Source organism: Paraburkholderia sediminicola, from assembly GCF_046026675.1.
Taxonomy (GTDB): domain Bacteria; phylum Pseudomonadota; class Gammaproteobacteria; order Burkholderiales; family Burkholderiaceae; genus Paraburkholderia; species Paraburkholderia sediminicola_F.
Genome location: NZ_JAQQEY010000001.1, coordinates 526,862 through 552,082 on the forward strand (window position 1 = coordinate 526,862; position 25,221 = coordinate 552,082).

At 62.5% G+C, this 25,221-nt stretch carries 23 protein-coding genes; 7 read left to right on the forward strand and 16 right to left on the reverse strand.

All coding sequences use genetic code 11. The annotated features are described in order from the left end of the window. Positions 1-42: 42 nt before the first annotated feature. The 5 genes from PQQ86_RS02315 to PQQ86_RS02335 form a co-directional block, all read right to left on the reverse strand. On the reverse strand, positions 43-894 hold the full coding sequence (locus PQQ86_RS02315; RefSeq protein WP_408264618.1) for an FkbM family methyltransferase: 852 nt from the start codon (positions 892-894) through the stop codon (positions 43-45). A 139-nt stretch (positions 895-1,033) separates the two neighbouring features. Then, positions 1,034-1,309 (reverse strand): hypothetical protein, encoded by a 276-nt coding sequence (locus tag PQQ86_RS02320; RefSeq protein ID WP_408264620.1) that lies wholly within the window; start codon positions 1,307-1,309, stop codon positions 1,034-1,036. Positions 1,310-1,393: 84 nt separating this feature from the next. After that, positions 1,394-3,004 carry an FMN-binding glutamate synthase family protein gene (locus tag PQQ86_RS02325; protein ID WP_408264622.1) on the reverse strand — a complete coding sequence of 537 codons (1,611 nt, stop codon included), beginning with the start codon at positions 3,002-3,004 and terminating at the stop codon, positions 1,394-1,396. 225 nt (positions 3,005-3,229) lie between these two features. After that, positions 3,230-4,375, reverse strand: a complete 1,146-nt coding sequence (mnmA, locus tag PQQ86_RS02330) for a tRNA 2-thiouridine(34) synthase MnmA (RefSeq protein WP_408264624.1) — start codon at positions 4,373-4,375, stop codon at positions 3,230-3,232. A 117-nt stretch (positions 4,376-4,492) separates the two neighbouring features. Next, on the reverse strand, positions 4,493-4,975 hold the full coding sequence (locus tag PQQ86_RS02335; protein ID WP_408264626.1) for an NUDIX hydrolase: 483 nt from the start codon (positions 4,973-4,975) through the stop codon (positions 4,493-4,495). 235 nt (positions 4,976-5,210) lie between these two features. On the opposite strand from PQQ86_RS02335, the gene PQQ86_RS02340 reads away from it, so the two are divergent. The 3 genes from PQQ86_RS02340 to PQQ86_RS02350 all read left to right on the forward strand — a co-directional run bounded on the left by PQQ86_RS02340 (position 5,211) and on the right by PQQ86_RS02350 (position 8,208). Beyond that, on the forward strand, positions 5,211-6,353 hold the full coding sequence (locus PQQ86_RS02340) for a Re/Si-specific NAD(P)(+) transhydrogenase subunit alpha (protein WP_408264628.1): 1,143 nt from the start codon (positions 5,211-5,213) through the stop codon (positions 6,351-6,353). 68 nt (positions 6,354-6,421) lie between these two features. After that, positions 6,422-6,754, forward strand: a complete 333-nt coding sequence (locus PQQ86_RS02345) for an NAD(P) transhydrogenase subunit alpha part 2 (RefSeq protein WP_028198874.1) — start codon at positions 6,422-6,424, stop codon at positions 6,752-6,754. Beyond that, complete coding sequence (locus PQQ86_RS02350; RefSeq protein ID WP_408264630.1) at positions 6,754-8,208, forward strand: NAD(P)(+) transhydrogenase (Re/Si-specific) subunit beta; 1,455 nt, start codon at positions 6,754-6,756, stop codon at positions 8,206-8,208. The genes PQQ86_RS02345 and PQQ86_RS02350 overlap by 1 nt, the downstream gene beginning before the upstream one ends. Before the next feature lie 57 nt (positions 8,209-8,265). On the opposite strand, the gene PQQ86_RS02355 is transcribed toward PQQ86_RS02350, so the two are convergent. The 8 genes from PQQ86_RS02355 to PQQ86_RS02390 form a co-directional block, all read right to left on the reverse strand. Further along, a complete protein-coding gene (locus PQQ86_RS02355) occupies positions 8,266-9,006 on the reverse strand; it encodes a helix-turn-helix transcriptional regulator (RefSeq protein ID WP_408264632.1) in 741 nt (246 codons plus the stop codon). Positions 9,007-9,072: 66 nt separating this feature from the next. Next, on the reverse strand, positions 9,073-9,456 hold the full coding sequence (locus PQQ86_RS02360) for a VOC family protein (RefSeq protein ID WP_408264634.1): 384 nt from the start codon (positions 9,454-9,456) through the stop codon (positions 9,073-9,075). Between the two features lie 218 nt (positions 9,457-9,674). Next, positions 9,675-10,970 (reverse strand): THUMP domain-containing class I SAM-dependent RNA methyltransferase, encoded by a 1,296-nt coding sequence (locus PQQ86_RS02365; protein WP_408264636.1) that lies wholly within the window; start codon positions 10,968-10,970, stop codon positions 9,675-9,677. Positions 10,971-11,086: 116 nt separating this feature from the next. Then, a complete protein-coding gene (locus PQQ86_RS02370) occupies positions 11,087-13,192 on the reverse strand; it encodes a site-specific recombinase (RefSeq protein ID WP_408264638.1) in 2,106 nt (701 codons plus the stop codon). 816 nt (positions 13,193-14,008) lie between these two features. Further along, positions 14,009-14,728, reverse strand: coding sequence for a PqiC family protein (locus PQQ86_RS02375; RefSeq protein WP_408264640.1), 720 nt, complete (start codon positions 14,726-14,728; stop codon positions 14,009-14,011). Continuing rightward, positions 14,725-16,383 (reverse strand): PqiB family protein, encoded by a 1,659-nt coding sequence (locus PQQ86_RS02380; protein WP_408264642.1) that lies wholly within the window; start codon positions 16,381-16,383, stop codon positions 14,725-14,727. The genes PQQ86_RS02375 and PQQ86_RS02380 overlap by 4 nt, the downstream gene beginning before the upstream one ends. After that, positions 16,376-17,026, reverse strand: coding sequence for a paraquat-inducible protein A (locus tag PQQ86_RS02385; RefSeq protein ID WP_408200974.1), 651 nt, complete (start codon positions 17,024-17,026; stop codon positions 16,376-16,378). Before PQQ86_RS02385 ends, PQQ86_RS02380 begins: the two co-directional genes overlap by 8 nt. Positions 17,027-17,033: 7 nt before the next feature. Beyond that, positions 17,034-17,789 (reverse strand): paraquat-inducible protein A, encoded by a 756-nt coding sequence (locus PQQ86_RS02390; RefSeq protein WP_408264643.1) that lies wholly within the window; start codon positions 17,787-17,789, stop codon positions 17,034-17,036. 448 nt (positions 17,790-18,237) lie between these two features. Here PQQ86_RS02390 and PQQ86_RS02395 point away from each other — a divergent pair, with 448 nt between their 5' ends. The 4 genes from PQQ86_RS02395 (at position 18,238) to PQQ86_RS02410 (ending at position 21,592) form a co-directional block, all read left to right on the forward strand. After that, positions 18,238-18,798, forward strand: coding sequence for a cytochrome b (locus PQQ86_RS02395; protein ID WP_408264644.1), 561 nt, complete (start codon positions 18,238-18,240; stop codon positions 18,796-18,798). 8 nt (positions 18,799-18,806) lie between these two features. Continuing rightward, positions 18,807-19,370 carry a YceI family protein gene (locus tag PQQ86_RS02400; protein WP_408264646.1) on the forward strand — a complete coding sequence of 188 codons (564 nt, stop codon included), beginning with the start codon at positions 18,807-18,809 and terminating at the stop codon, positions 19,368-19,370. Positions 19,371-19,454: 84 nt separating this feature from the next. Further along, positions 19,455-20,024, forward strand: a complete 570-nt coding sequence (locus PQQ86_RS02405) for a YceI family protein (RefSeq protein WP_408270021.1) — start codon at positions 19,455-19,457, stop codon at positions 20,022-20,024. A gap of 290 nt (positions 20,025-20,314) precedes the next feature. After that, positions 20,315-21,592: an MFS transporter gene (locus PQQ86_RS02410; protein WP_408264648.1), complete on the forward strand. Its 1,278-nt coding sequence runs from the start codon at positions 20,315-20,317 to the stop codon at positions 21,590-21,592. Between the two features lie 80 nt (positions 21,593-21,672). Here PQQ86_RS02410 and secF read toward each other — a convergent pair whose 3' ends face one another. The 3 genes from secF to yajC form a co-directional block, all read right to left on the reverse strand. After that, on the reverse strand, positions 21,673-22,623 hold the full coding sequence (gene secF / locus PQQ86_RS02415; protein ID WP_408200984.1) for a protein translocase subunit SecF: 951 nt from the start codon (positions 22,621-22,623) through the stop codon (positions 21,673-21,675). 18 nt (positions 22,624-22,641) lie between these two features. Beyond that, the gene (gene secD, locus PQQ86_RS02420; protein WP_408264650.1) at positions 22,642-24,690 is read right to left on the reverse strand and encodes a protein translocase subunit SecD; all 2,049 of its coding nucleotides are present in this window, start codon (positions 24,688-24,690) and stop codon (positions 22,642-22,644) included. A 118-nt stretch (positions 24,691-24,808) separates the two neighbouring features. Continuing rightward, positions 24,809-25,138, reverse strand: a complete 330-nt coding sequence (yajC, locus tag PQQ86_RS02425; protein ID WP_035562406.1) for a preprotein translocase subunit YajC — start codon at positions 25,136-25,138, stop codon at positions 24,809-24,811. Between the last annotated feature and the right edge of the window lie 83 nt (positions 25,139-25,221).

Sequence of the window (25,221 nt, forward strand, 5' to 3'; positions counted from 1 at the left end):
GCCACAGCTTAAACGCGTATTCACGCGTCGCCTCGCGCTCCGCTAACTACCCAAACTCATCAACGCATGCGTTGCCGAATCCGCATCCGTCACCTCGACAAACCCCTCAATCTCCATCTCCAACTCCCGCGGCAGCGCGAGCATATTGCACGACAGCAACCTGCCGTAGATATTCTCCGCGCGCCCAAAGAAATTCCCCGGATTGAACAGCGGCGGCAAATGCCACCACATCCGATACTCCTTCGACCACAACCACTCGATCAACGCCTGCGACCGATCGAGCCGGTCGTTCTCCACGTAAATCACTGGCCGCGAGCGCGCGATGGTTTCCTCCGCGCCTTGCAGCGCGCTCAACTCGAAGCCTTCAACGTCGAGTTTCAGCAGCCCGACGGTATGCGAGCGCAGTACGTCATCCAGCCGCACGCACGGCACGGCGATCGTGTTCGCCCCAGCCTCCGTCTGCATCGACACGCCACCGAAGTTACCCGGCGCGTCGTAGTCGGGCCGCGCGAAATGCAGCGTCCCTGCACCCGCCCCGCACGCATACGGCCATGCCAGCACGTTATGCAACTCGTTGGCAGCGAGATTAGCGCAGAGGTTCTGAAAGATCACCGGCTGTGGCTCGAACGCGACCAGCACCTGGCGGCGCGCCTGCGCCTCACGCGCCAACGGAATGGTATGCACGCCGATATTCGCGCCGACTTCCACGACGATCCCCGGCCGCACCAGCAACTGTCGCAACACAGCAGATTCGAGTTCGTTGCATTCACCGTATTCGATGAGGGCGCGGCCGAGATAGAAGTCGTTTGGATTGGCGAGCATCCAGCCATGGCGGGTCTGGACGAGTTGCGTGCGCTCGCCGAGCGGCAGCGGAACAGAAGAGGGCGTAACCATGAACATTGAGGGGGAACAAGACCACGCAAATGTACGGTCCGCCGCTGTCCTTGTATATAAGACGGAGTCTTAAGTATTCTTATTTTTGCGCAAGAACTCGCCGTCAAAACCTAAGACTCCGCGAGGACTTCCTGATTTCCTAGCTAACGAACCAAACCTTCTCGATCTTCGTAGCACCCACTTGATAGATGGCAATCGCGTGGCGGACTGAATCGTCGTTCAGAAAGCCCGAAACACGCTCGCTGTCGATCACAATGTTGCCGTGAACAGCACGACTTACAAGCTCGGCCTTGAGCGAAGGGCTCGACTGGAACAAGTGATGATACCGGGGGCGAAAGGCCGGACCGGAACGATCTGTCATCTCGGCACCTGACGGGAACGCATAGACCCTCACCTCATCGATATGGAAACCCAAAAACGCTTCCAGATCCTGAACTCGTAATCCACGTCTAAAACGTTGCGACGATCGGCACGCCAGCCGATCGCCACCATAACCGGGTTAAGTCGCCGCCAGTTCAACTTTCGGCGCAAACGAATCGCTTTGCGCCAAAGGCCAATACTTCTCGTACAGCGTATAGCGATAGTTACCCTTCAGCAGATCATTCGGATCGAGATACTTCAACAGTTCGGACATCAACTGCACCTCATGCGACGACACGCGCCGCACGATGTGATGCGCGCGTAGTTCAGCAGGATGCTTGAGCCCCGCGGCCTGAATGATTTCCTTCAGCGCATGCAACGTGTTGTGATGGAAGTTGAACACGCGGTCGGCCTTGTCCGGCACCACCAAGGCACGCTGACGCACCGGATCCTGCGTCGCGACGCCCGTCGGGCAGCGGCCGGTGTGGCAGGTCTGGGCCTGAATGCAACCGACCGCGAACATGAAGCCACGGGCCGCGTTGACCCAATCCGCACCGATCGCCAAAGTCCTGGTGATATCGAACGCGGTAATCATCTTGCCGCTCGCGCCGATCCGGATGCGCTGACGCAAGCCGATGCCGACCAGCGTGTTGTGCACCAGCAGCAAGCCTTCCTGCAACGGCACGCCGACGTGATCGGTGAACTCCAGCGGCGCTGCGCCCGTGCCGCCTTCCGCACCGTCGACGACGATGAAGTCCGGCAGAATCCCTGTCTCCAGCATCGCCTTGGCAATGCCGAAGAATTCCCACGGATGCCCGATGCACAGCTTGAACCCGGTCGGCTTGCCGCCGGACAGCGTCCGTAAGCGGTCGACGAATTCGAGCAGGCCGCGCGGCGACGAGAATTCGGAGTGGGTGGCGGGCGAGATGCAATCGCGGCCCATCGGCACGCCGCGCGTTTCCGCAATCTCGGGCGTAATCTTCGCGGCTGGCAGCACACCGCCATGACCAGGCTTCGCGCCTTGCGAGAGCTTCACCTCGATCATCTTCACTTGCGGCTCGGCGGCCTGCTTCGCGAACTTCTCCGCGCTGAAGGTGCCGTCGTCGTTGCGGCAGCCGAAGTAGCCCGAGGCGATTTCCCAGATGATGTCGCCGCCATGCTCGCGGTGGTATTTCGACATCGAACCTTCGCCGGTGTCGTGCGCGAAGTTGCCCTTCTTCGCGCCGAGGTTCAGTGCCATGATCGCGTTCGCCGACAACGAGCCGAAGCTCATCGCGGAGACGTTGAAGATCGACATCGAGTAGGGTTGCGCGCGGTCGGGGCCGACGACGACACGGAAGTCGTGGTTATCGAGTGTGGTCGGTGCGAGCGAGTGGCTGATCCATTCGTGCGCGACTGCTTTGACGTCGAGCTCGGTGCCGTACGGGCGGCTGTCCACGTCGTTCTTCGCGCGCTGATAGACGATGCTGCGTTGCGCGCGCGAGAACGGTTTCTCGTCGGTATCGTCCTCGACAAAATACTGGCGGATTTCCGGCCGGATGAATTCAAACAGGAAACGGAAGTGGCCCCACAGCGGATAGTTGCGCAGAATTGCGTGGTGCTGCTGCGTCAAATCGAACAGGCCGAGCGCGACGAGCGCCACCGGCACGATGATCCAGAACCACGAAATGTGATTCGTCGCGGCAAACAGAGCACAGATGGCGAACAGCACGATTGCGCACCACATCGCCAGATAACGTCGAGAAAACATGGGGACTCCAGTGCAGTGAGGATCGTCGCGGAGGGGTCGTCAACGCTGTCGGCGCAGGCGGAGTCTGCCGCGAGGGAACGAACACCTGTTTGTTATGGTGAAGCTAGTTGCGGCTCGAAGGTGAAACGCATCGGTGAAGCGTGAAGTCTGAAGCTTGAAGATGAGGCATGCGGGTAAAGCGCGTGCGGCGGCGCCGAAGCGTTGCCGCACGATCGAATTCATGGTTCAACGGGCGGTGAGCAACGCTGCTTGTTGCGGCTGGCGCGCCGTTGGCTGCCCGGTCACCGCGTGTTCGATAATGCCGCCGCCGAGACACACGTCGCCATCGTAGAGCACCGCAGATTGCCCCGGTGTGACAGCCCATTGCGCGGCGTCGAAATTCAGTTCGAAGAGGCCTTCGCCGACACCTGCCGCGCTGAAGGAGCACGGTGCGTCCGCTTGCCGGTAACGGGTTTTCGCGCCGCACGCGAAACCGTCGGCCGGCGGCTCGCCCGCGACCCAGCTCGTATTGCCCGCTGAGAGCGTATGGCTCAGCAGCCACGGATGGTCATGGCCTTGCACGACATACAGCGTGTTCGACGCAATATCCTTCCCGGCGACGAACCACGGCTCGCCGCTGCCTTCCTTGCTGCCGCCGAGGCCGATACCCTTGCGCTGCCCGAACGTGTAGAAGGCGAGGCCGATGTGTTCACCGACCACGTTGCCGTCGGTGGTTTTCATCGGACCGGGTTTGGTCGGTAGATAGCGGTTCAGGAAGTCGCGGAACGGCCGTTCGCCGATGAAGCAGATGCCGGTCGAATCTTTCTTCTTCGCATTCGGCAGCGCGATCTGTTCGGCGATCTCGCGGACTTTGGTTTTCGGAATCTCGCCCAAAGGAAACAGTGTTTTTGACAACTGCGCCTGGTTCAGCCGATGCAGGAAGTACGACTGGTCTTTCGTATGATCGAAGGCCTTCAGCAGTTCGAAGCGGCCGTTGTTCTCGCGCACGCGCGCGTAGTGGCCGGTTGCGATGGTTTCCGCGCCGAGCGACATGGCGTGATCGAGGAAGGCCTTGAACTTGATTTCGGCATTGCACAGCACGTCCGGATTCGGCGTGCGGCCGGCCGAGTATTCACGCAGGAATTCGGCGAACACGCGGTCTTTGTATTCGGCGGCGAAGTTGACTGCTTCGACGTCAATGCCGATCAGGTCCGCCACCGAGACGACGTCGATCCAGTCCTGGCGCGTCGAGCAGTACTCGCTGTCGTCATCGTCTTCCCAGTTTTTCATGAACAGGCCGACTACGTCGTAGCCCTGTTCCTTCAGCAGCCACGCGGTAACCGACGAATCGACGCCGCCCGACATGCCTACTACGACTTTCTGCTTGCTCATAAGGTGCTCACTGGGTACTGCGTGACTTCGTTGATCGTGGGTGGACCGTGTTGCCCTGTCGTCTGCCTGGCCGCTTGTGACGGATCAGGCCCGTTTGTGCGGGTTACGTACGTCTATTTACGCCTGTTTTCGCCCGACCGAATGCGTGTGCACGAAGTCGAGCGGGAAACGCCGTCCCGCGAGGTAATCGTCGAGACATTGCATGACAAGCGGCGTGCGATGCCGTTCGGGGCAGGCGCGCAATTCGTCGGCGCTCATCCACAGTGTGCGGACGATGTCGGGATCGAGCGCGCGCTCGGTATCCGCTTTGCCGCTCGTGCCGCAATAGGTGAAGCGCAGATATGTCACGCCCTCACTGCCGGGCCGCTCGAAATGCGTCATATACATGCCGACCAACGCCTCGGGCGTGAACGGATGCGCGGTTTCCTCGAGCGTTTCGCGGATGACCGCTTCCAGAAGCGTTTCGCCCGCTTCCAGATGGCCGGCAGGCTGATTCAGGCGCAGGCCGTCGGCGGTATGTTCCTCGACCACGAGAAAATGCCCGTCACGCTCGACGATGGCCGCAACGGTGACGTGCGGCAGCCAGGTTTCCGGTTTCATGGGTGCGCATTTTACCGTTTATGGGCCTGGGCTGCCGGGAAGCGAGCGGGCGGGTGCGAGGGCCGCTCAGCCGCAGCCGGCGAGCGGCCTCACCCGCCAGGCACCCCCGGATTGTCCCCGATTTCTGCGCACCCCCAGGTTTCGGTTAAAGTGACGCCGTTAGCCGTTGCACTTGCAAGCCGGCGTGCCTCGTCGGCAGCTCTGTCGTAAAACAGGAAGTCGAGGAGGAGAAAAGATGCACATCGGAGTGCCAGCCGAGACGCGCGCGCACGAAACCCGCGTCGCCGCGACGCCCGAAACGGTCAAGAAGTATGTGACCCAGGGCCACCGGGTCACGATCCAGAGCGGCGCCGGCACCGGCGCAAGCTTTCCTGACGAAGCTTTTACGGCCGCCGGTGCGGAAATCGTCGACGCGGCTACTGCTTTTGGGGCTGATCTGGTCCTCAAGGTCCAGTCGCCAACCGATGCCGAGTTGCCGCTTCTGAAGCGCGGCGCAACGCTGGTCGGCATGCTCGATCCGTTTAATACAGAAAACTCATCAAAGCTGGCGGCCGCGGGCGTCACCGCGTTCGCCCTGGAAGCCGCGCCGCGTACCACCCGCGCGCAGAGCCTCGACGTGCTGTCGTCGCAGGCGAACATCGCCGGGTACAAGGCGGTGCTGCTGGCGGCGACGCTTTATCCGCGCTTCATGCCGATGTTGATGACGGCAGCCGGTACCGTGAAAGCGGCCCGCGTGCTGATTCTCGGCGCTGGCGTGGCCGGTCTGCAGGCCATCGCGACCGCCAAGCGCCTGGGCGCCGTGATCGAGGCGTCCGACGTGCGTCCGGCGGTCAAGGAGCAGATCGAATCGCTCGGCGCCAAGTTTCTCGACGTGCCTTATGAAACTGATGAGGAACGGGAAGCTGCGCAGGGCGTCGGTGGCTACGCGCGGCCGATGCCGCCTTCGTGGCTCACGCGGCAGTCGGCATTGGTCCATGAACGGGCCAAACAGGCTGACATTGTGATCTCGACCGCCCTGATCCCGGGCCGGGCCGCACCGACGTTGATCTCGGTGGAAACCGTGCAGGCGATGAAACCAGGCTCCGTGCTGGTCGACCTCGCAGCAGGACGCGGCGCTGAGTATGAAGGCCGGCGCGGCGGCAACTGCCCGCTGACCGAAGCGGATCAGGTCGTCCTGAAACATGGCGTACAGATCGTCGGCTATACGAATCTGGCCTCGATGGTGCCTGCCGACGCGTCGTCCTTATACGCACGCAACCTGCTCGACTTCCTGAAGCTGATCATCACCAAGGAAGGCGCCCTGAACATCGATCTCGCAGACGACATCGTCGCGGCCACGCTGCTGGCCCGCGACGGCGAAGTCACGCGCAAGGCATAGCAACGATGTTGCATGGGACCAGAGTAGGCGCTAAAGCGCCAACTCTGGTCGACAAAGGAGAGAGAGGAATGGAAGTCATTAACCACACCGTCATCAACCTGATCATCTTCGTGCTGGCGATTTACGTCGGCTACCACGTCGTCTGGAACGTCACGCCCGCGCTGCACACGCCGCTGATGGCCGTGACCAACGCGATCTCGGCGATCGTGATCGTCGGCGCGATGCTCGCAGCAGGCCTCACCGTGGGCGACACCGGCAAGTTCTTCGGCACGCTGGCCGTCGCGCTCGCGGCGGTGAATGTGTTCGGCGGATTTCTGGTGACGAGGCGAATGCTGGAGATGTTCCGCAAGAAAGAGCCGAAGAAGCTCATCGCTGACAAGACGGCCAAGGAGAACGCGTAATGAGTCTGAATGTCGTCACGCTGCTTTATCTGGTCGCGTCGGTCTGTTTCATTCAGGCGCTCAAGGGGCTGTCGAATCCGAAGACGGCGCGCACCGGCAATACCTTCGGCATGGTCGGGATGGCGATTGCGATCCTCACCACCATCGCGCTGATCGTCAAACAGGCGAATGCGCTCGGCTCGAATCTTGGGTTAGGGCTCGGCCTGCTGCTGGTCGCGCTGGTGATCGGCGGCGCGATCGGCGCGTTTGTCGCCGCGCGCGTCGAGATGACCAAGATGCCGGAACTGGTCGCGGCGATGCACTCGCTGATCGGTCTCGCGGCCGTGTGTATCGCGTATGCGGTGGTGTCGGAGCCGTCGGCCTTCGGTCTTATCGATCCGGACAACACGGCACCGGGCTTCCTGCCGTACGGCAATCGCGTCGAGCTGTTTATCGGCACGTTCGTCGGCGCGATTACGTTCTCCGGTTCGGTGATCGCGTTCGGAAAGCTGTCGGGCAAGTACAAGTTCCGGCTGTTCCAGGGCGCACCGGTGGTCTATGCGGGGCAGCATCCGATCAACCTGTTCCTCGCGCTCGCGATGCTTGGCTTCGGCGTGATTTTCTTCCTCACGCAGTCGTGGTTGCCGTTCATCATCATGACGATCATCGCCTTCGTGCTGGGCGTGCTGATCATCATTCCGATCGGCGGCGCCGACATGCCGGTGGTGGTGTCGATGCTGAACTCGTACTCGGGCTGGGCGGCGGCGGGCATCGGCTTTTCGCTGAACAATCCGATGCTGATCATCGCCGGCTCGCTTGTGGGTTCATCCGGTGCGATCCTGTCGTACATCATGTGCCGCGCGATGAACCGTTCGTTCTTCAACGTGATTCTCGGCGGTTTCGGCAACGAGGCGGGTGCGGCGGCAGCAGGTGGGTCGGCGGAGCAGCGTCCGGTGAAATCCGGTTCGGCTGATGATGCTTCGTTCATGCTCGGGAATGCTGAAACCGTGGTGATCGTGCCGGGTTACGGTCTTGCGGTCGCACGTGCGCAGCATGCGTTGAAGGAACTCACCGACAAGCTGGTCGAGAAGGGCATCGAGGTGAAGTACGCGATTCACCCGGTAGCCGGCCGGATGCCGGGGCACATGAACGTGCTGCTCGCCGAAGCCGAAGTACCGTACGACATGGTCTACGAAATGGACGATATCAACAGCGAGTTCGGTCAGGTCGATGTGGTGCTGGTGCTCGGGGCGAACGACGTGGTGAATCCGGCCGCGAAGAATGATCCGAAGTCGCCGATCGCAGGCATGCCGATCATCGAGGCGTACAAGGCGCGCACGGTGATCGTGAACAAGCGGTCGATGGCCGCAGGCTACGCCGGTCTCGACAACGACCTGTTCTACATGGACAAGACGATGATGGTGTTCGGCGATGCGAAGAAGGTGATTGAAGATATGGTGAAGGCAGTGGAATAACGCGCCACTGTGCTGCGCGGCCTGCCTCGCGGCGGGCCGCGAGCTGCATCCACATCTTCACCGTGGCTTCGCATTCACATGCCGCAGCAAATCCGCCAGGCGTCGTCCTTCCTGATCCGGATACGATTCGAGCACCTGAAGCGTCTGGATCTTCTCCAGACCGAAATTGCGGAAGTCGCTGCGCAATTCGCACCACGCGCCGAGCGTCCAGCGCGCACCCCAATACGCCAGCGCCAGCGGCCACACGCGCCGCTCAGTCGCTGCGCCGTTCACATCGGTATAGGCAAAGCTCACGACGTGCCGGGCGTCGATCGCGCGATGCAGGATATCCACCTTCGCTGAAAAATCCGCCTTGATGTGAAACGACGGCGCGAAGATCGCCAGACGTTCGATCGTTGCGCGCTTGTCGGCGGGCATGGCCGAGGCAATCTTCGCCAACGCCCCGCGTGCGCCGCTCGCAAAGCCGGCGCCGCCCCACGATTCGAGCATCCGTGCGCCCGCCGCTAGCGCGGCCAACTCATCGGCGGTGAAGGTGAGTGGCGGCAGGCTCGCCGCGCGGCTCAACCGGTAGCCGATGCCTGCTTCGCCTTCGATTGGCACGCCTGACAGTTGCAGATCGCGCACGTCGCGATACACCGTGCGCAGGGAGATATGCAGCCAGTCGGCGAGTTGTTGCGCGGTCGTCAAACGCCGTCCGCGCAACAGTTCGGCGATCTGGAACAGACGGTCGGCGCGGCGCGTCATCGTGGGCGTCTTGTAGAAAAGGACAGGAACAGTCCCGCGATGATAGCGCCGCATGCCGCGCTCCGGTCGGCGTTCTGCGGGGTGCCTGCTGGCCGCCGCGCTTGTGCGCCGCGTCGGGTGTTAGCCGTTGGTCAGCGAATGCAGGCCGAGGCGATTGCCCTCCGTGTCGGTGAAGAACGCGATGTAGCCGATGTCCTGCGGCAACTTGATCACCGGACCATCGGTCTTGCCGCCGGCCTTTTCGACGCGGGCGAGGGTGGCGTCGACGGTCGGCTGCGCGTTCAGATAGACGAGCACGCCGTCGTCGGAGGGCGTCATCGACGGGCTATGGATGATCGCGCCGCCGGTGGCCGGTTCCTCGTAGCCGAAGATGGCGATCGGCTGGCCGCCGACTTCCTGACGATTCAGTTTGACGTCGAGCGCGGCTTCGTAAAAGCGGACGGCGCGATCGAAATCGACGGACGGAATCTCAAACCATGCAACAACTTTGGATGATGCGGACATGACACTCTCCTCGGGATGGCGGTAAGCCGTGCAAAGCGCCGGATGGCGTGAGAAGGAGTGTGCTTGGGGGCTACTGACAGCGTAGTGTCAGTAGGGAGTGGGTGTGGCAACAGAATATGGCGGACGATCAGCGGGCTGGAGAGGCCGATCGCCGAGCGACCGGCGAAAAAAACCGCGGACCTGGATCCGCGGTTTTTTCGATGCTGCTCTGCTCCGGCTTACGCTGCCGGTGTGTCGTTATTCTGCGGCCGCTGGCGAACACTGCCCGCAATCAGATCGAAGCGGAACAACCGGCATTCGAGCGCACCGTTGAAGAGCGGTGTCTTGGTCGATTCACGCAGACGCAGTTGGCCCGGCAGTTTGCGATCCGACGTTAGGATGAACGCATGCCAGCCGGTGAAGCGCTGCTTCAGCGCATCGCCGAGCGACTGGAAAAACTCGCTGTCTGGTGCTTCTTCCTGGGCGCGGTGGAAGCTGTCGTCGTCGCGACCTTCGCGCGTGGCGCGGCCTTCGCGGATTTCACCACGCGCGTTGCGGCCGCGCACTTCGATCCGTTCGCCATACGGGGGATTCGCGACGAGGATGCCGGGCTCAGCCGACGGCGCGGTCATGCCGCGCGCATCGACCTGCTTGAGCGGAATCGACGGCAGACCGGCGCGCTGGAAGTTCGCACGCGCCTTGTCGAGCATGTCGCCGGAAATATCGCTGCCGAAGATCTGCAGATCGGCGCGCGAGGTGCGGGCGGCGTGCTTGGCGTCGAGCGCGGCGGCCTTCAGCGGTTGCCAGGTCTTTGCTTCGAACTGCTTGAGCTTCTCGAAGCCGAAGCGGCGTTCCGCACCGGGCGCGATATCCAGCGCCACTTGCGCGGCTTCCGCGAGGAAGGTGCCGCTGCCGCACATCGGGTCGTACAGCGGCGTGCCGGCGGTCCAGCCGGTCAGACGCAGGATGCCCGCCGCGAGGTTCTCGCGCAGCGGCGCCGCGCCCTTGTCCAGCCGCCAGCCGCGCTTGAAGAGCGGATCGCCGGAGGTGTCGAGGTAGAGCGTGCATTCGGTGGCGGTGAGGAACGCGAACACGCGCACGTCGGGTGCGGCGGTGTCGATGTTCGGCCGCGCGCCGCTGACTTCACGCAGACGGTCGCAGATCGCGTCCTTGACACGCAGCGTCGTGAATTCGAGGCTGCGCAGCGGCGACTTGATGGCGGTGACGTCCACGCGCAGCGTTTCGTTCGCCGAGAACCACTGTTCCCAACGTTGTTCGAGCGCGAGCGCGTAAATGTCCTGTTCGCTGCGATACGGCCGATGCGCGATTTTCAGCAGCACGCGGCTCGCGAGGCGCGAGTGCAGGTTGGCGGCCATGCCGGCAGCCCAGCCGCCGCGGAAATGCACGCCGCCGGGCACTTGCGCGCCGGCCGTGAACGGCGCGCCGTTCAGGTGCTTCGCGGCAATTTCGGCGAGCTCGGCGGCGAGCGAGGCTTCAAGGCCGCGCGGACAGGGAAGGAAGAAATCGAAGGACATTGAGGTTGCCGGAAGGCGTTAGATAAGGCGCTATTGTACGCGGTCGGGGTGGCGAGCCAGGCGGGGCTGTTCCCGGGGGAGCGGCCCCGCCGCCCGGGCGCCTCTGCGCGTGGCCTCTATTTGCTCTGTGGCGCCGCTTTGGCCGGCCATACCAGCTCCAGCGGATGTCTGAACACCCGCTGCCAGATCGCGCCGCGCAGCGAGCGCACCGTATTGCGCCGCAAGTCGCGCGATTTCACCGCCATGTAGAAGGCGAGCGCGAAACTCACGGCCACGTTGAGGATCGCCATGCTGCCGACGCCCGCGACCGCCCACCACAGCTCCGGCAACTTCAACGCGTCCTTGCCCAGCACGCCGAGCGCGATGCCGATCGAGCCGGCGCTGAGCGTCACGTGACGCACCTCGAAAGTGAAGGCGAAGGCGGTGAGGATCGCCGGCACGAGCCCGAGCATCAAGCCGAGCGTGATATTGCCTACGACGCCCGCTACATTCGAGCGGCAGAACGCGGCGAGCCGGGCGGTGCCGGCCGCGCCGAGCGTCATGCGCAGGCGCCGGTTGTAGGCGAGCGCGTCCGCCACGCGATGCAGGACGAACCAGTTGTCCGCCCATCCTGACAGCAAACTCGACGACCACAGCAGCACGCCGGTCAGCGCGGCGTAGAACGGCGTCGGCCCCAGCAGCGAGAACGAGTGCAGTGTGGCGTGCGCCTTCTCGGGCGAAATGATGTTGGCGTTGAACAGCGCTTGCCACACCCATTGCACGCCGAAGCACACAGGAAACACCAGCAGCACGTTGCCGAGCACCGCAGCTGCCTGCGTGCGCATCAACGCGGTCACCGAACTCACGAAGCTGTCGACGCCTGCGGGCGTACCGGTGCCGTCGAGTTCGCGGGCGAGCGTGGGCGCGGTCATCGCCGGTTGCTTGGTGGCGAGCGAGAAGTGCAGGAAGTGCATCAGCAGGAAGCTGGCCGCGTAGTTGATGCCGGCGAGCAGGCCTTCGAACATCGATTGCAGATGCGCGCCGGTGATGGCGAATTTCACGCAGACCGTGACGACGGTCACGAGCCCGCCGCCGGCCGCCATGCGCAGCATCTTCAGATATTCGGCGCGATCGCGGGCGATGTAGTGTTCGCCGGTATCGGCGCTGTACTCGACGACCTTGCGCGCCAGCAACGAGAAATTGCTGCGTACGAGATGCGCCACGCTCTGGCTCGCGTGATTCGCGTCCACCAGTTCGGCGGCGAGACGGGCGCCGGCATGCGGATCGTCCTGCGCCATCCAGGCGTTTAGCAGGTGCTCCGCGCGCACGATGCGCATGCGCATCCGTTCGACCTGGAACACGATATCGACACTGACGCCGTTGCGATAGAGATGGGCGAAGACGTTGCCGGTGGCGCTGCGGCATTCGTCGAGCAGCAGGCGCAGATAGTTGACCTCATGCAGCAGCTTCTCCTGCGGGGCGCCTTCGCTGACTGCCTGATGGGCTGCTTCGACGGCGAGCATGGCGCGCGTGAGCCGGTAGAACGGCTGCTTTTCCATGGCGACCCGCACGCCGCCGGCATCGCCGACGTCGACTTCACCGAGACGGCTGCGGACGGTTTGCGACAGACCGGTCGAGCTGATCTGGCAGGTGAGGTTGTGCAAGGCGGCCAGCAGGTCGAGCGAGAATGGGGTGGTGTCGTGTTGTTCGCTGTCGTCCTCTTCGTAATCGAAGAGCGCGCGGATGCGGGTGAGCAGATCGGTTGGCAGATTGGCGATCCATTCGGCGTCGCGTTGCTGGTTGAACATCAGCGTGACGATCGCTCTCAGATCGCGGCGGTTTGGCGCGGGCGGGATCAATGAGGCTTCGAGGCGTTCGAAGAGTGCGCCGAAGAAGCCTGAGTGCACAGGCATGCCTGCATCGCAGAGAAGCGAGAGGCCGTCGCTTTCACGCAGGAGCGCGCGGAGAATGCCGGCGACGTTGGTCTTCCAGGCTGGGTTGCGGTCCAGCACGTTGAGCATGTAGCGGATTCTTGTGTGTGCTGGGGTGGTGTTGGCGGTGCCCGGTTGTTCGGGGTGGACTGCGCGGCCGCGGTGGATCCAGTGGGCGAGTTCGATCAGCCATTCGCTACGGTCTGGATATGGGGCCGTTTTGTCGGCTATTGCTAGTAGCGCGTCTAGTTGGTGGCCGCCGTCGCGGGAGGCGCGCCATTTTTTTAGGAGTCTTTTGATTGAGGTGAGCATTTGGGGTTATTTGCCTGCGGCGCTTGTTTGTTCGTGTGCCTGGGGTTTTGGCCTTTCCTTGATTTGCTAGTGGTCTATTAGCGTTCCCCCTGTGCGGGGGGCACCTACTTTTCTTTGCCGCCGCAAAGAAAAGTAGGCAAAAGAAAGCGGCTCAAACCGCTACTGCTAAGTGGGCACCGTGGTTTGCTTGGGGTAGTGGTGCATCTGGAATCCGTGTTCTCGCACATTCGGCGTTAGTGACAAAGGACTCATCAGCTCCCACTCCGCACGACGTGCGTCGCGGACGGGTCTGCATGGGAAACCAGGGGCTTCGGTTGAGGTCTGTGGGGGCCGGTCGGCTTCGCCTCGGCGACGTGCCTCTGCGCTCACCCGGGAACACCCGCTTCAAATGAAATGCCGACCATTCCCACTTTCACTCCCGCTCGCACTTGCAATGGCAATGCAATGACGAGTCACGATGCCAGCAAAAACGTGATCCCAAATCCAAAAGCACAAACGCAAGAGCTAAAACGTAGTGGGTGGTTTTATGAACTGCTCTTCGGCGCGCGGAGCGCCGCCGGAAGTATGACGCCCTTGTCACTGGCGTATGCAGGTGCACGAACACAGATTCCAGATGGACCACTACCCTGTGCAGACCGCGGTACCCACTTAGCATGAGCGGTTTGAGCCGCTTTCTTTTGCCTACTTTTCTTTGCGGCATGCAAAGAAAAGTAGGTGCCGCCCCGCACAGGGGCAACGCTAATAGACCACTAACAAATCAAGGAAAGGCCAAAGCGCTAAGCACACAGACAACAAGCGCCTGCAGGCAAAAAAACCTCAACTACTCACAACAGCAGAAGGACAAGCCGGCACGGCAAAAGCAGCCCCCTTCCCAGCAGCGCCGCCCTTAGGCGCACTAGCCGCCATCGCCTGCACAGCAGCAGCCACCTGCACAGCAATCCGCTGCAACGCCACCCGATGCCCATCAACAAGCGCATCGTACCCACCGCTAACCGGCTCACTAACCACACTCCGGCAGGTCATCACCGCAGTACCACGTACAGCCCTCACACTCCAGACCGCATCGATCAACGCATGTGACCCCGGCCATGACTCGAACCGCTGCACGTTCATGCTGACCCGGTACACCGGCGTCGTATCCGGATACGCAGTGCCATACACATCGATCGTGCCCAACTGCTGCGTCAGACTGGTCGACAAAGCCCGACGAATCTCGTCACCGGGCAACGAAGCCCAACGCTCCTGCTCGAGCACCTGAACCTGCGTCGGTCCCGTCTGCACCACAAGCTGATTCTTCGCCACTTGCGGCGGCACATCGATCGGCGCGACTTCGATCAGCCACGTCGGCGTAGCCGAAGTCCGGGCGCTAACCGGCGCCGCGGAGCCGGCAGCAGGCGCGCTATCGGCGCCGAGCGTATAAAAGCGGCTGCTCGGCGACGAACACGCCGCCATCGCCACCAGTCCGGCCAGAGCGCCGACATAAACAGCGCCGCGCACAAGCCCGCGCGGCGGGCGGGGGAGCCGGGCAAACATCATGGTTTATCTCCTGTTTTACCGCGCAACAGCGATTCCGGATGACGCTCCAGATAATCCGACAACGCATTCAGCGACTGCAACGTGCGCGTCAGTTCCTGCAACGCCTGATGAACATCCGACTGCAACGGCGAGTCCTGCTGCAACGTCGCCTCGGCCGAACCGAAGGTCTGCTTCGCCGCAGCCAAGGTGTCGCGCGCCTCCGGCACGACTTCCTTGTCGAGTCGCGTGAACAGCTGGTCGGCATTCTTCAACGCGCTGTTCAGGTTCGAACCGATCTGGTCGAACGGCACCTTGTCGAGCTTCTTCGCAATGTCGGCAACCTGCACCTGCAGTTCGTCGAGCGAGTTCGGAATGGTCGGCAACTCGAGCGGATCGCCCGTGACGTCAACCGTGGCCGGCGGCGCTTTCGGGAAGATATCGAGCGCCACGTACAACTGGCTCGTAATCAGATTGCCGGTCCGCAGCTGGCCGCGCAGGCCATGCTTGACGAGCTGTTGCAGCAAGCTTTGGCCCGCGAGGCTGCCCGGCACCGGCGCGGTTTCGCGGAAGCGCTTGCCGAGGCGGTCCGGGTACAGGTTCATCGTCACCGGCATCGTGAAGCTACGTGTCTTCGGATCGTAGTCGATGCCGATGTTGGTTACCTGACCCAGCACGATGCCGCGGAAGTCGACCGTCGCGCCGACCGACAGCCCGCGCAGCGACTGATTGAAGTTCATCACCACGCGCAACGGCACGCCGTCCGGCTCGCGCATCGCGTCCTGTTCATCCGAACCGAGGCGGAACGTCATGTTGTTCGGCGCCTGCGCGCCCACGCCCTGGCCCGGCGGCGACTGGAACGACAAGCCGCCGACGATCACCGTCGCAAGCGATTGCGTATTCAGCTTGAACCCGCTCGAATCGAGCCGCAGATCGACGCCGCTCGCATGCCACCAGCGCGAATTGGTGCCGACGTACTGGTCGAACGGCGCCGACACGAAGACCTGCATCGTCACACCGGTGCCGTCCTTGTCGAGCGAGAAGCCGACCACCTGGCCGACCTGCACGCGCCGGTAGAAAATCGGCGAGCCGATGTCGATCGAGCCGAGCGAGTCGCCGTGCAGAATGAACTGATGCCCCTTCTGATCGCCCGTAATAGGCGGCGGCGTTTCAAGGCCGACGAAGTTCTTCTCGGTGTCCGGCGAATGGCCGGCGTCCGCGCCGATGTACGCACCCGAGAGCAGCGTGGTCAGCCCCGACACACCGCTCGCGCCGACGCGAGGGCGCACCACCCAGAAACGCGAATCCTTGACCGCGAAGTCTTCGCCTTCTTTGGTGAGCTGCACCTGAACCAGCACGTGCGACAGATCTTTCGAGAGCGTGATGGTCTTCACCGAGCCGACGTCGACGTCCTTGTACTTGACCTTGGTCTTGCCGGGCTCGAGGCCTTCGGCGCTGGTGAACGTGATCGTGATCGTCGGCCCCTTTTCGGTCACCGACTTGATCACGAGCGCGAGGCCGATCAGCGCGGCGATCAGCGGAATCACCCAGACGAGCGAGGGCAGCCAGCGGCTGCGCGGCTCGATGTCGGGGTCTGGCAGTTGGGGCGGCAGCTTCGGTCCGTTCGAATCGTTGCGCGGCGCATCGGAGGCGGGCGTCGGTCCTTGCGGGCTAGTCATGGTCGAGGTCCTGAGGTTTTGGAGTACTGCCTTCCACGTTGTCCCAGATGAGCCGTGGATCGAATTGCATGGATGCCATCATTGTCAGAATCACCACCGAGCCGAAGGCGATCGCGCCCGGTCCTGCCGTGATTACAGCAAGCGACTTGAAACGGACCAGCGCGACGGTCAGCGTGACGACGAACACGTCGAGCATCGACCAGCGCCCGATGCGTTCGACCATCCGGTACAACGTGGTGCGTTGCTCCGGCCGCCAGCGCGAGCGGCGCTGCGCGGTGGCGGTGAGCAGTACCAGCACACTGAGCTTGAGCATCGGCACCATGATGCTGGCGATGAACACGATCACGGCCAACGGCCAGTCACCCGAGGTCCAGAAGTACACGACACCGCTCATGATGGTGTCGTCCTCCGAACCGAGGAGCGACGAGGTATGCATCACCGGCAGCAGATTCGCGGGAATATACAGCAAGGCGGCGGCGATCAGCAGTGCCCACGTGCGCATCAGGCTGTCGGGATTGCGCCGGTGCAGCACCGCGCCGCAACGGCTGCAGTGCTGCGGCGTGACGGAGCGGATGCGCGGCTCGACGCGTCCGCACGCATGGCAGGAGACCAGACCCGCGCGCTTCGCGGTGATGTATTTCATCGTGCGCTCATCCCTGATGCGGGGCCGGGGGCACGCCAGGCGGCAATGCGGATTGCGACCCGGCTTGCACCTCCGGCGGCGCGGGCGGCCCGGCGACCAAACTGACGGCAGCCGCCGCGCTGTCCGCGGAGGTGCGCGGCAACGGCCGCCGGCTGCGGTCGCCCATCTCATCGGCAAGATCCCACAGCACGCGCGGATCGAACGTGAGGACCACCGCGATCATCAGCGTCAGCACGCCGAACGCGAATAGCGCCGCTTCGGGAATCACGCGCGCGAGACTCACCATCTTCACGATGGTGATCAGCACGCCGAGCATGAACACTTCGATCATGCCCCACGGCCGCACGAATTGAATTGCGCGCAGCACGCGGTTGAAGGCGGGCGGCACATAGCCGGCGCGCAGCGGGATCAGCACGTAGAGCAGCGCGACCAGCTCGGTCAGCGGGAACAGGATGGTCGAGCAGAACACCATGACCGCAACGATCTGCATGTCCTCGCCCCATAGCGCGACGAGCGCGCCGAACAGCGTGGTTTGCGAGGTGATGCCGTTGGTTTCGAGTTCGACTATCGGGAAGGCCTGGGCGATGACGAAAGTGATCAGCGCGGCCAGCGTCATCGCACAGATGCTGTCGAGCTTGCGGGAGACGCCGCGATAGAGCGTCGCGCCGCAGCGCGGACAGCGTGCGACCGCCCGCCCGACAAGCCGGGGCTTGCGGAACAGCGTGTCGCATTCATGGCACGCGATCAGGTTGTCATGGTCCATACGGCAGAAGGGCTAACGACGTGATGGGAGGCGTGCAATGCCCGTTTCAGAGCAGGGCTGCAGAAAGCGTGGAGCAATAGTACCAAACACGCTTCGCCGTGGGCAGGCCATTGCTCCTGACGTAAGCGCTCGACCAGGCGGCTTCGGAATCGGGAATAGTTTTGCACAAAAGCTTACTTCTGACACTGTCCGTCCCTAATTGTTCAATACCGTTCTGCTCGCGGGAAAACTTTCCGGGTGCCGGCTCTGCGTGGGACCGAAGTAAGCGCTAAAGCGCTAACTCTGGTCGGCACAGCCAGCTTTTCCTGCTTGCGGTAGCATGGCGGCCTTGGCGTGTGCCGCAGCCGCCATGTTTTTCTATCGCGTCGCACGATGCAGCATGCATCGGCGGCGTGGAATAGCAGGGCCGGCTGCGCCGTTTACCTCTCTTAGCTTGCGTTGACCTGTCATGGCACTCAATCCTTCTTTCGGTGGCCGGGAGTCGTACACGCGGACTGCCATTGCCTTTCACTGGCTGATCGCGCTGCTGATCGTGTGCGGCTTCTCGCTTGGTTGGGTGATGACCGACATCCCCGGCTTCACGCCCACCAAGCTGCGCTACTTCTCCTGGCACAAATGGATTGGCGTGACGGTGTTCGCGCTCGCGGTGCTGCGCATTTTGTGGCGCGCCACCCACGCGGCCCCGCCGATGCCGCGCCGCATGCCGGCCTGGCAGCGCGGCGCGGCGCATCTCACGCATCTGTTGCTCTACGTGCTGATGATCGTGATTCCCGCTTCCGGCTATCTGTATAGCTCGGCGGCCAACATCCCGGTGGTGTACCTCGGCCTGATTCCGCTGCCGCGCCTGATCGCACCGGACCCGCATCTCAAGGAGTTGCTGAAGAACGTGCATATCGCGCTGAATTACACGTTGCTCGTGCTGGTCGCATTGCACATTGCGGCGGCGCTCAAGCATCAATGGTTGGACCGCGACGGCCTGCTGTCGCGCATGCTCCCTTTCATCAAATAAGGATAACCATGAAAGTTTCGTTTTATCGCTACATGCTCGCCGCGGTCGCTGCGGCCTCGCTGACCGCCGCCGGCAGTGCGCTGGCCCAGGTTGACGTCGCGAAGAGTTCGGTGACGGCAACTTCGAAGCAGATGAACGTGCCGGTGGAAGGCAAGTTCGGCAAGTTCACCGCGCAAGTCAAGTTCGACCCGGCAAAACCGGCCGACGGCACTGCGCAGTTCAGCATCGACGTGGCCAGTTACGACCTCGGCGACGAAAGCTACAACGACCAGGTGCGCGGCAAGGACTGGTTCGACGCGAAGACGTATCCGACTGCAACTTTCGTGTCGAGCGCGATTGCGCCGGCCGGCGGCAATCAGTTCAAGGTCACCGGCAAGCTGACCATCAAGGGTAAGTCGCAGACCGTCGTGGTGCCGGTTACGGTCACCCAGCAGGGTGCGAGCCAGACGTTCGACGGCTCGCTGCCGATCAAGCGCTCTCAATTCGACATCGGCACCGGCGAATGGAAGGACACCTCGGTGGTGGCCGATGACGTGGTGATCAAGTTTCATATCGTTGCAGCACACAAGTGACGTTTGCCGCGCTCTCCGGGCGCGGCCGCTTTCCTTCAAGTCAGGAATTCCGAAAAACATAAGGAGCATGAATTGAAAACATCCCTGTTGATCGCCGTCGGCGCACTGGCTTCTTCTTTCTCGCTCGGCGCGTTTGCTGCAGCGGACACCTATCAGCTCGACCCGACCCACACGTATCCGAGCTTCGAGGCGGATCACTTCGGTGGCCTCTCGGTGTGGCGCGGCAAGTTCACCAAGAGCTCCGGCACGGTCACACTCGACCGCGCAGCGAAGACCGGCACGGTGGACGTCACGGTTGACCCGGCTTCGGTCGAAACCGGCAACACCAAGCTCGACGAGCATCTGAAGACGGACGCCTTCTTCGATGCGACCAAGTATCCGTCGGTGACCTACAAGGGTACCGATATCAAGTTCGACGGCGACAAGCCGGTCCAGGTGGTTGGCAGCCTGACGATGCATGGCGTGACCAAGCCGCTGAATCTGACGATCGACTCGTTCAAGTGCATGCAGCATCCGGTGCTCAAGCGCGAAGTGTGCGGCGTGGAAGCAAGCGCCCATTTCAACCGTAGCGATTACGGCATGGATTTCGGCGCCAAGTACGGCTTCAGCATGGATACCAAGCTTCATATTCAGGCCGAAGGCATCAAGCAATAAGCGCTTTAACGAGCCTTTTAGCCGGCTCGTATTCAATGTCACTTATGGCGCGGCCGTTGCGTCGCAACAAAAAAACCGCTTCGTTCGCTTTTGCGATGAAGCGGTTTTTTATTGCCTGCCTGAAACGCCGAAAGCCTTGTGCAAGGGCCACGAGTGATTTGCCGCTCGCGCCGTTTTAATTTTTCAGGTACATAGAGCGCAGACACCGCATTGGTTGTGCGCGCACCCAGTTCGGCAAGATCCGGCGTAAAGCCTACGTTAATAATATTTCGCGCGCATTGGAGATCTGCATGAATACAACGACAGCGGCAAGCCTGGCGGGGAGCCGGCGGAATTCGTGGCGTGCGGTGGTTGCCGCCTCGATCGGCAACGCGCTGGAATGGTTCGATCTGGTGGTGTACGGCTTTTTCGCGGTCACCATCGCGAAGCTGTTTTTCCCGGCGGGTAACGATACGGTCTCGCTGCTGCTGACGCTCGGCACCTTTGGCGTGTCGTTCTTCATGCGGCCGCTCGGCGCGATCGTGATCGGTGCTTACGCCGACCGCGCCGGACGCAAAGCGGCGCTCACGCTGTCGATCCTGCTGATGATGTGCGGCACGTTGATTATCGCGTTTCTGCCGACGTATCAGAGCATCGGCGTTGCCGCGCCCGTGATTCTCGTGGTGGCGCGCCTGATGCAGGGTTTTTCGGCCGGCGGCGAGTTCGGCAGCGCCACGGCTTTTCTCGCTGAACACGTACCGGCGCGGCGCGGTTTCTTCGCGAGCTGGCAGGTCGCGAGCCAGGGGCTCACCACGTTGCTCGCGGCCGGCTTTGGCGTGCTGTTGACCGGTAAGCTGTCGCCGGAGCAGATGGCCTCATGGGGCTGGCGCGTGCCGTTCTTCTTTGGTCTTCTGATCGGGCCGGTCGCGTGGTACATCCGCACCAAGCTCGACGAAACACCCGAGTTCCTCGCGGCGGAAACCACCACGACGCCGCTGCGCGACACGTTCGCGAGTCAGAAGCTGCGCCTCGTGATTGCGATCGGCGTGGTGGTGCTCGGTACGGTGTCGACCTATCTGGTGCTGTTCATGCCGACTTACGGCGTGAAGCAGTTGGGTCTGGCGCCTTCGGTCGCGTTCGCGGCGATTGCGCTGACCGGCGCGATCCAGATGGTGTTTTCGCCGCTAGTCGGCCATCTGTCGGACCGCCACGGGCGGACCACGATCATGCTGATCTCGGCACTGCTGCTTCTCGTGCTGATCAATCCGGCGTTCGTGTATCTTGTCGCGCATCCGACCTTCGGCACGCTGATTGCGCTGCAGGTCGTATTCGGCTTTCTGATGACGGGCTACTTTGCGGCGCTGCCGGGTTTGCTCTCCGAGATGTTCCCGGTGCAGACGCGTACGACTGGCATGTCGCTGGCCTATAACATCGCCGTGACGATCTTCGGCGGCTTTGGGCCGTTCATCATCGCGTGGCTGATCAGCTTCACGGGTTCGAAGGCCGCGCCGAGCTATTACATGATTTTTGCCTCGGTCGTGAGCCTGGTGGCGCTGATGGCGGCGCGGCGTAAGCTTGGGTTCCGCTAAAACACGGCAAAGGCGGTAAACGCAAAAGGCCAGTTCGAGAGAACTGGCCTTTCTTATTGCGAGGTCCGCCTACAGCAAGCTCAGACTTGCGCGCCCGCGTTCGGATCGTCCGGATCGGTGCGTTCCTTCTTGTCCTTCACCAGATCTTCGCGCTTGACGCCGAGCCACATGGCGAGCGCTGCGGCCACGAACACCGACGAGTAGATACCGAACAGAATACCGACCGTCAGCGCCAGAGCGAAGTAGTGCAGCGTCGGGCCGCCGAACAGGAACATCGACAGCACCATCATCTGCGTACAGCCGTGGGTGATGATTGTGCGCGACATGGTGCTGGTGATCGCGTGGTTGATCACCTCGATCACGGTCAGCTTGCGTTCGCGGCGGAAGGTCTCGCGAATCCGGTCGAAGATAACGACGGATTCGTTCACCGAGTAGCCGAGCACCGCGAGCACCGCAGCCAGCACCGACAGCGAGAACTCCCACTGGAAGAACGCGAAGAAGCCGAGAATGATGATCACGTCGTGCAAGTTGGCGATCACGCCGGCCACTGCATATTTCCACTCAAAGCGGAACGACAGGTAGATCACGATGCCGACCACCACACAGGCCAGCGCGAGCAGGCCGTCGGTAGCGAGTTCCTTGCCGACCTGCGGGCCGACGAACTCCACACGCTGCAATTGCACCTGCGGATCCTGGCCTTTCAGCGCGCCCATCACCTGGTCGCTCTGTTGAGCCGACGTGTAGCCCTGCTTGAGCGGCAGACGGATCAGCACGTCGCGCGAGGTGCCGAAGTTCTGCACTTGCGCATCGGGATAGCCGAGCTTGTTGAGCGTGCCACGCACCGGTTCAAGCGGCGCAGCACCCGGATACTGCACTTCGATGACGGTACCGCCGGTGAATTCCACCGACAGATGCAGCCCGCGATGCAGCAGGAAAAACACAGCAGCGACGAACGTCAGCAGCGAGATTGCGTTGAACAGCAACGCACGCTGCATGAACGGAATGTCTTTGCGAAAACGGAAAAATTCCATGGTCTTGTTCTCCGGGACTCAGCGGGATGAACCCGGTTTCTGCGGCGTGTTCGACGAACCCGACGCGTCGCGACGGCGCACAGTCGGCTTGGTACGCGCCTGGGCCGCAGCTTTGGCCTTGGGCTTGGCGCTTGCCGCGGCGACGGCTCGCGCTGTGTCGGTCGCGGCATCTTCGTTGCCGAGGTAGGCGGCAGCGCCATCGATGCCTTCCGGCTGCGGACGCCACACCTGACCGATGGCCAGCGACTTGAGCTTCTTCTTGCCGCCGTACCAGAGGTTCACGAGGCCACGCGAGAAGAACACAGCCGAGAACATCGAGGTCAAGATGCCGATACAGTGAACCATCGCGAAGCCGCGCACCGGGCCGGAGCCGAAGGCGAGCAGCGCGAGGCCGGCAATCAGCGTGGTGACGTTCGAGTCGAGAATCGTCGCCCATGCGTGCGCGTAGCCGTTCTGGATCGCCAGTTGCGGCGGCGCGCCGTGGCGCAGTTCTTCGCGCACCCGTTCGTTGATCAGCACGTTCGCGTCGATCGCCATACCAAGCGCGAGCGCGATAGCGGCGATACCCGGCAAGGTGAGCGTGGCCTGCAACATGGACAGCACGGCGATCAGCAGCAGCAGGTTGACCGACAGGCCGATCATCGAGATCACGCCGAACAGCATGTAGTACGCGATCATGAAGACGGCGATTGCCACGAAGCCCCACACCACCGAGTGGAAGCCCTTCTTGATGTTGTCCGCACCGAGGCTCGGGCCGATCGTGCGTTCTTCGATGATGTCCATCGGCGCGGCGAGCGAACCGGCGCGCAACAGCAGCGCGAGGTCAGCAGCGCCTTGCGGCGTGGCCTGGCCGGTGATCTGGAAGCGGTCGCCCAGTTCCGACTGGATGGTCGCCACCGTCAGCACTTCGCCCTTGCCCTTTTCGAACAGCACCATCGCCATCGGCTTGCCGATGTTGTCGCGCGAGACACTGCGCACCGCGCGGCCACCGGCCGAATCCAGACGGATGTTGACCGACGGACGCTGATGTTCGTCGAAACCTGCCGACGCGTCGATGATGCGGTCACCCGTGAAGATGATCTGCTTGCGCAGCAGCACGGGCGTCTGGTTGCCTTGGGTGAACAGTTCGTCACCCGGCGGCACCGGATCGGACGGATTCGGATGCGTGTTCACCGGGTCGGCGAGGCGCGCTTCGAGCGTTGCCGTGCGGCCGATGATGTCCTTTGCCTTCGCCGTGTCCTGCACACCCGGCAGTTCGACGACGATACGGTCCGAGCCTTGCTGCTGGATCACCGGCTCGGCCACGCCGAGTTCGTTCACGCGGTTATGCAGCGTGGTGATGTTCTGCTTGAGCGCAGCGTCCTGCACGGCTTTCTGCACCGCCGGCGTGAACGTGCCGACCAGTTGCACACCGCCGTCCGGGTTCGCTTGCGAGGCCCACTGGAGTTCGCCGATGCCGCGGCCCAGTTGCTTGGATGCCGCGTCTGCCGTGGCCTGGTCGGCGAAATTGATCACCACCGTCTGGTTGACGCGGTTCACGCCGCCGTCGCGGATGTTGTTGTCACGCAGCATGGTGCGTGCATCCGATGCGTCGGAGTCGAGCTTCTTGTTGAGCGCGCCGGCCATGTCGACCTGCAGCAGGAAGTGCACGCCACCGCGTAAGTCCAGACCGAGGTACATCGGCAGCGCATGCAGGGCGGTCAGCCAGCGCGGCGACGCGCTTTGCAGGTTCAGTGCGACGATGAATTGCGGGTCGGTCGGGTCGCTGTTCAGCGACTTCTGCAGCAGGTCCTTCACGCGCAATTGCGTGTCGGTGTCGAGGAGCCGCACGCGGATGTTCGCGTTGGTCGACGAATTGTCGAACGTGACTTCGTCAGGCTTGATCTGATTGGCGGCAAGCGCCGTTTCGACTGCCGACAGCGTGGTCGAGTCGAGCTTGACCGTTGCCTTGCCGCTCGACACCTGCACCGCCGGCGCTTCGCCGAACAGATTGGGCAGGGTGTACACGAGGCCGATGACCAGAGCCACCAGCATCACGGCGTATTTCCAGAGGGGGTAACGATTCATGAGTGGTCCAACGGGAAGGTTGGCTTGGAAGCGATGCGTCCGGCGATGAGCGCGGGCAGTTCAGCGTTGTTCTGCGAGAACCGCCGGCGAGGCCGCGCCGGACGCGAGAGAGCAGGCCTTACAGCGACTTGATCGTGCCCTTCGGGAGAATCGTCGTGACCGACGCTTTTTGCACGGTGATTTCCGTGCCTTCCGAGATTTCGACGCCGACGTAAGCTTCACCCACCTTGGTCACCTTGCCGACGATGCCGCCGTTCGTGACCACTTCGTCGCCCTTGGCCATTGCGGAAAGCATGTTGCGATGTTCCTTCTGGCGCTTCATTTGCGGGCGAATCATGATGAAGTACAGCACGCCGAACATCAGGATCAGCGGCAGGAAGCTCATCAGGTTCGATTCAATGCCACCAGTTGCTGTGCCTTGGGCGAAGGCATTGGAAATGAACGACACGTTGGTCTCTCCGTTATAAGTCAAAACGATCAAAAAAATCAGCCGGTTATTCTACCACCGGCCAGACAGGGGTCGGCGCGGCG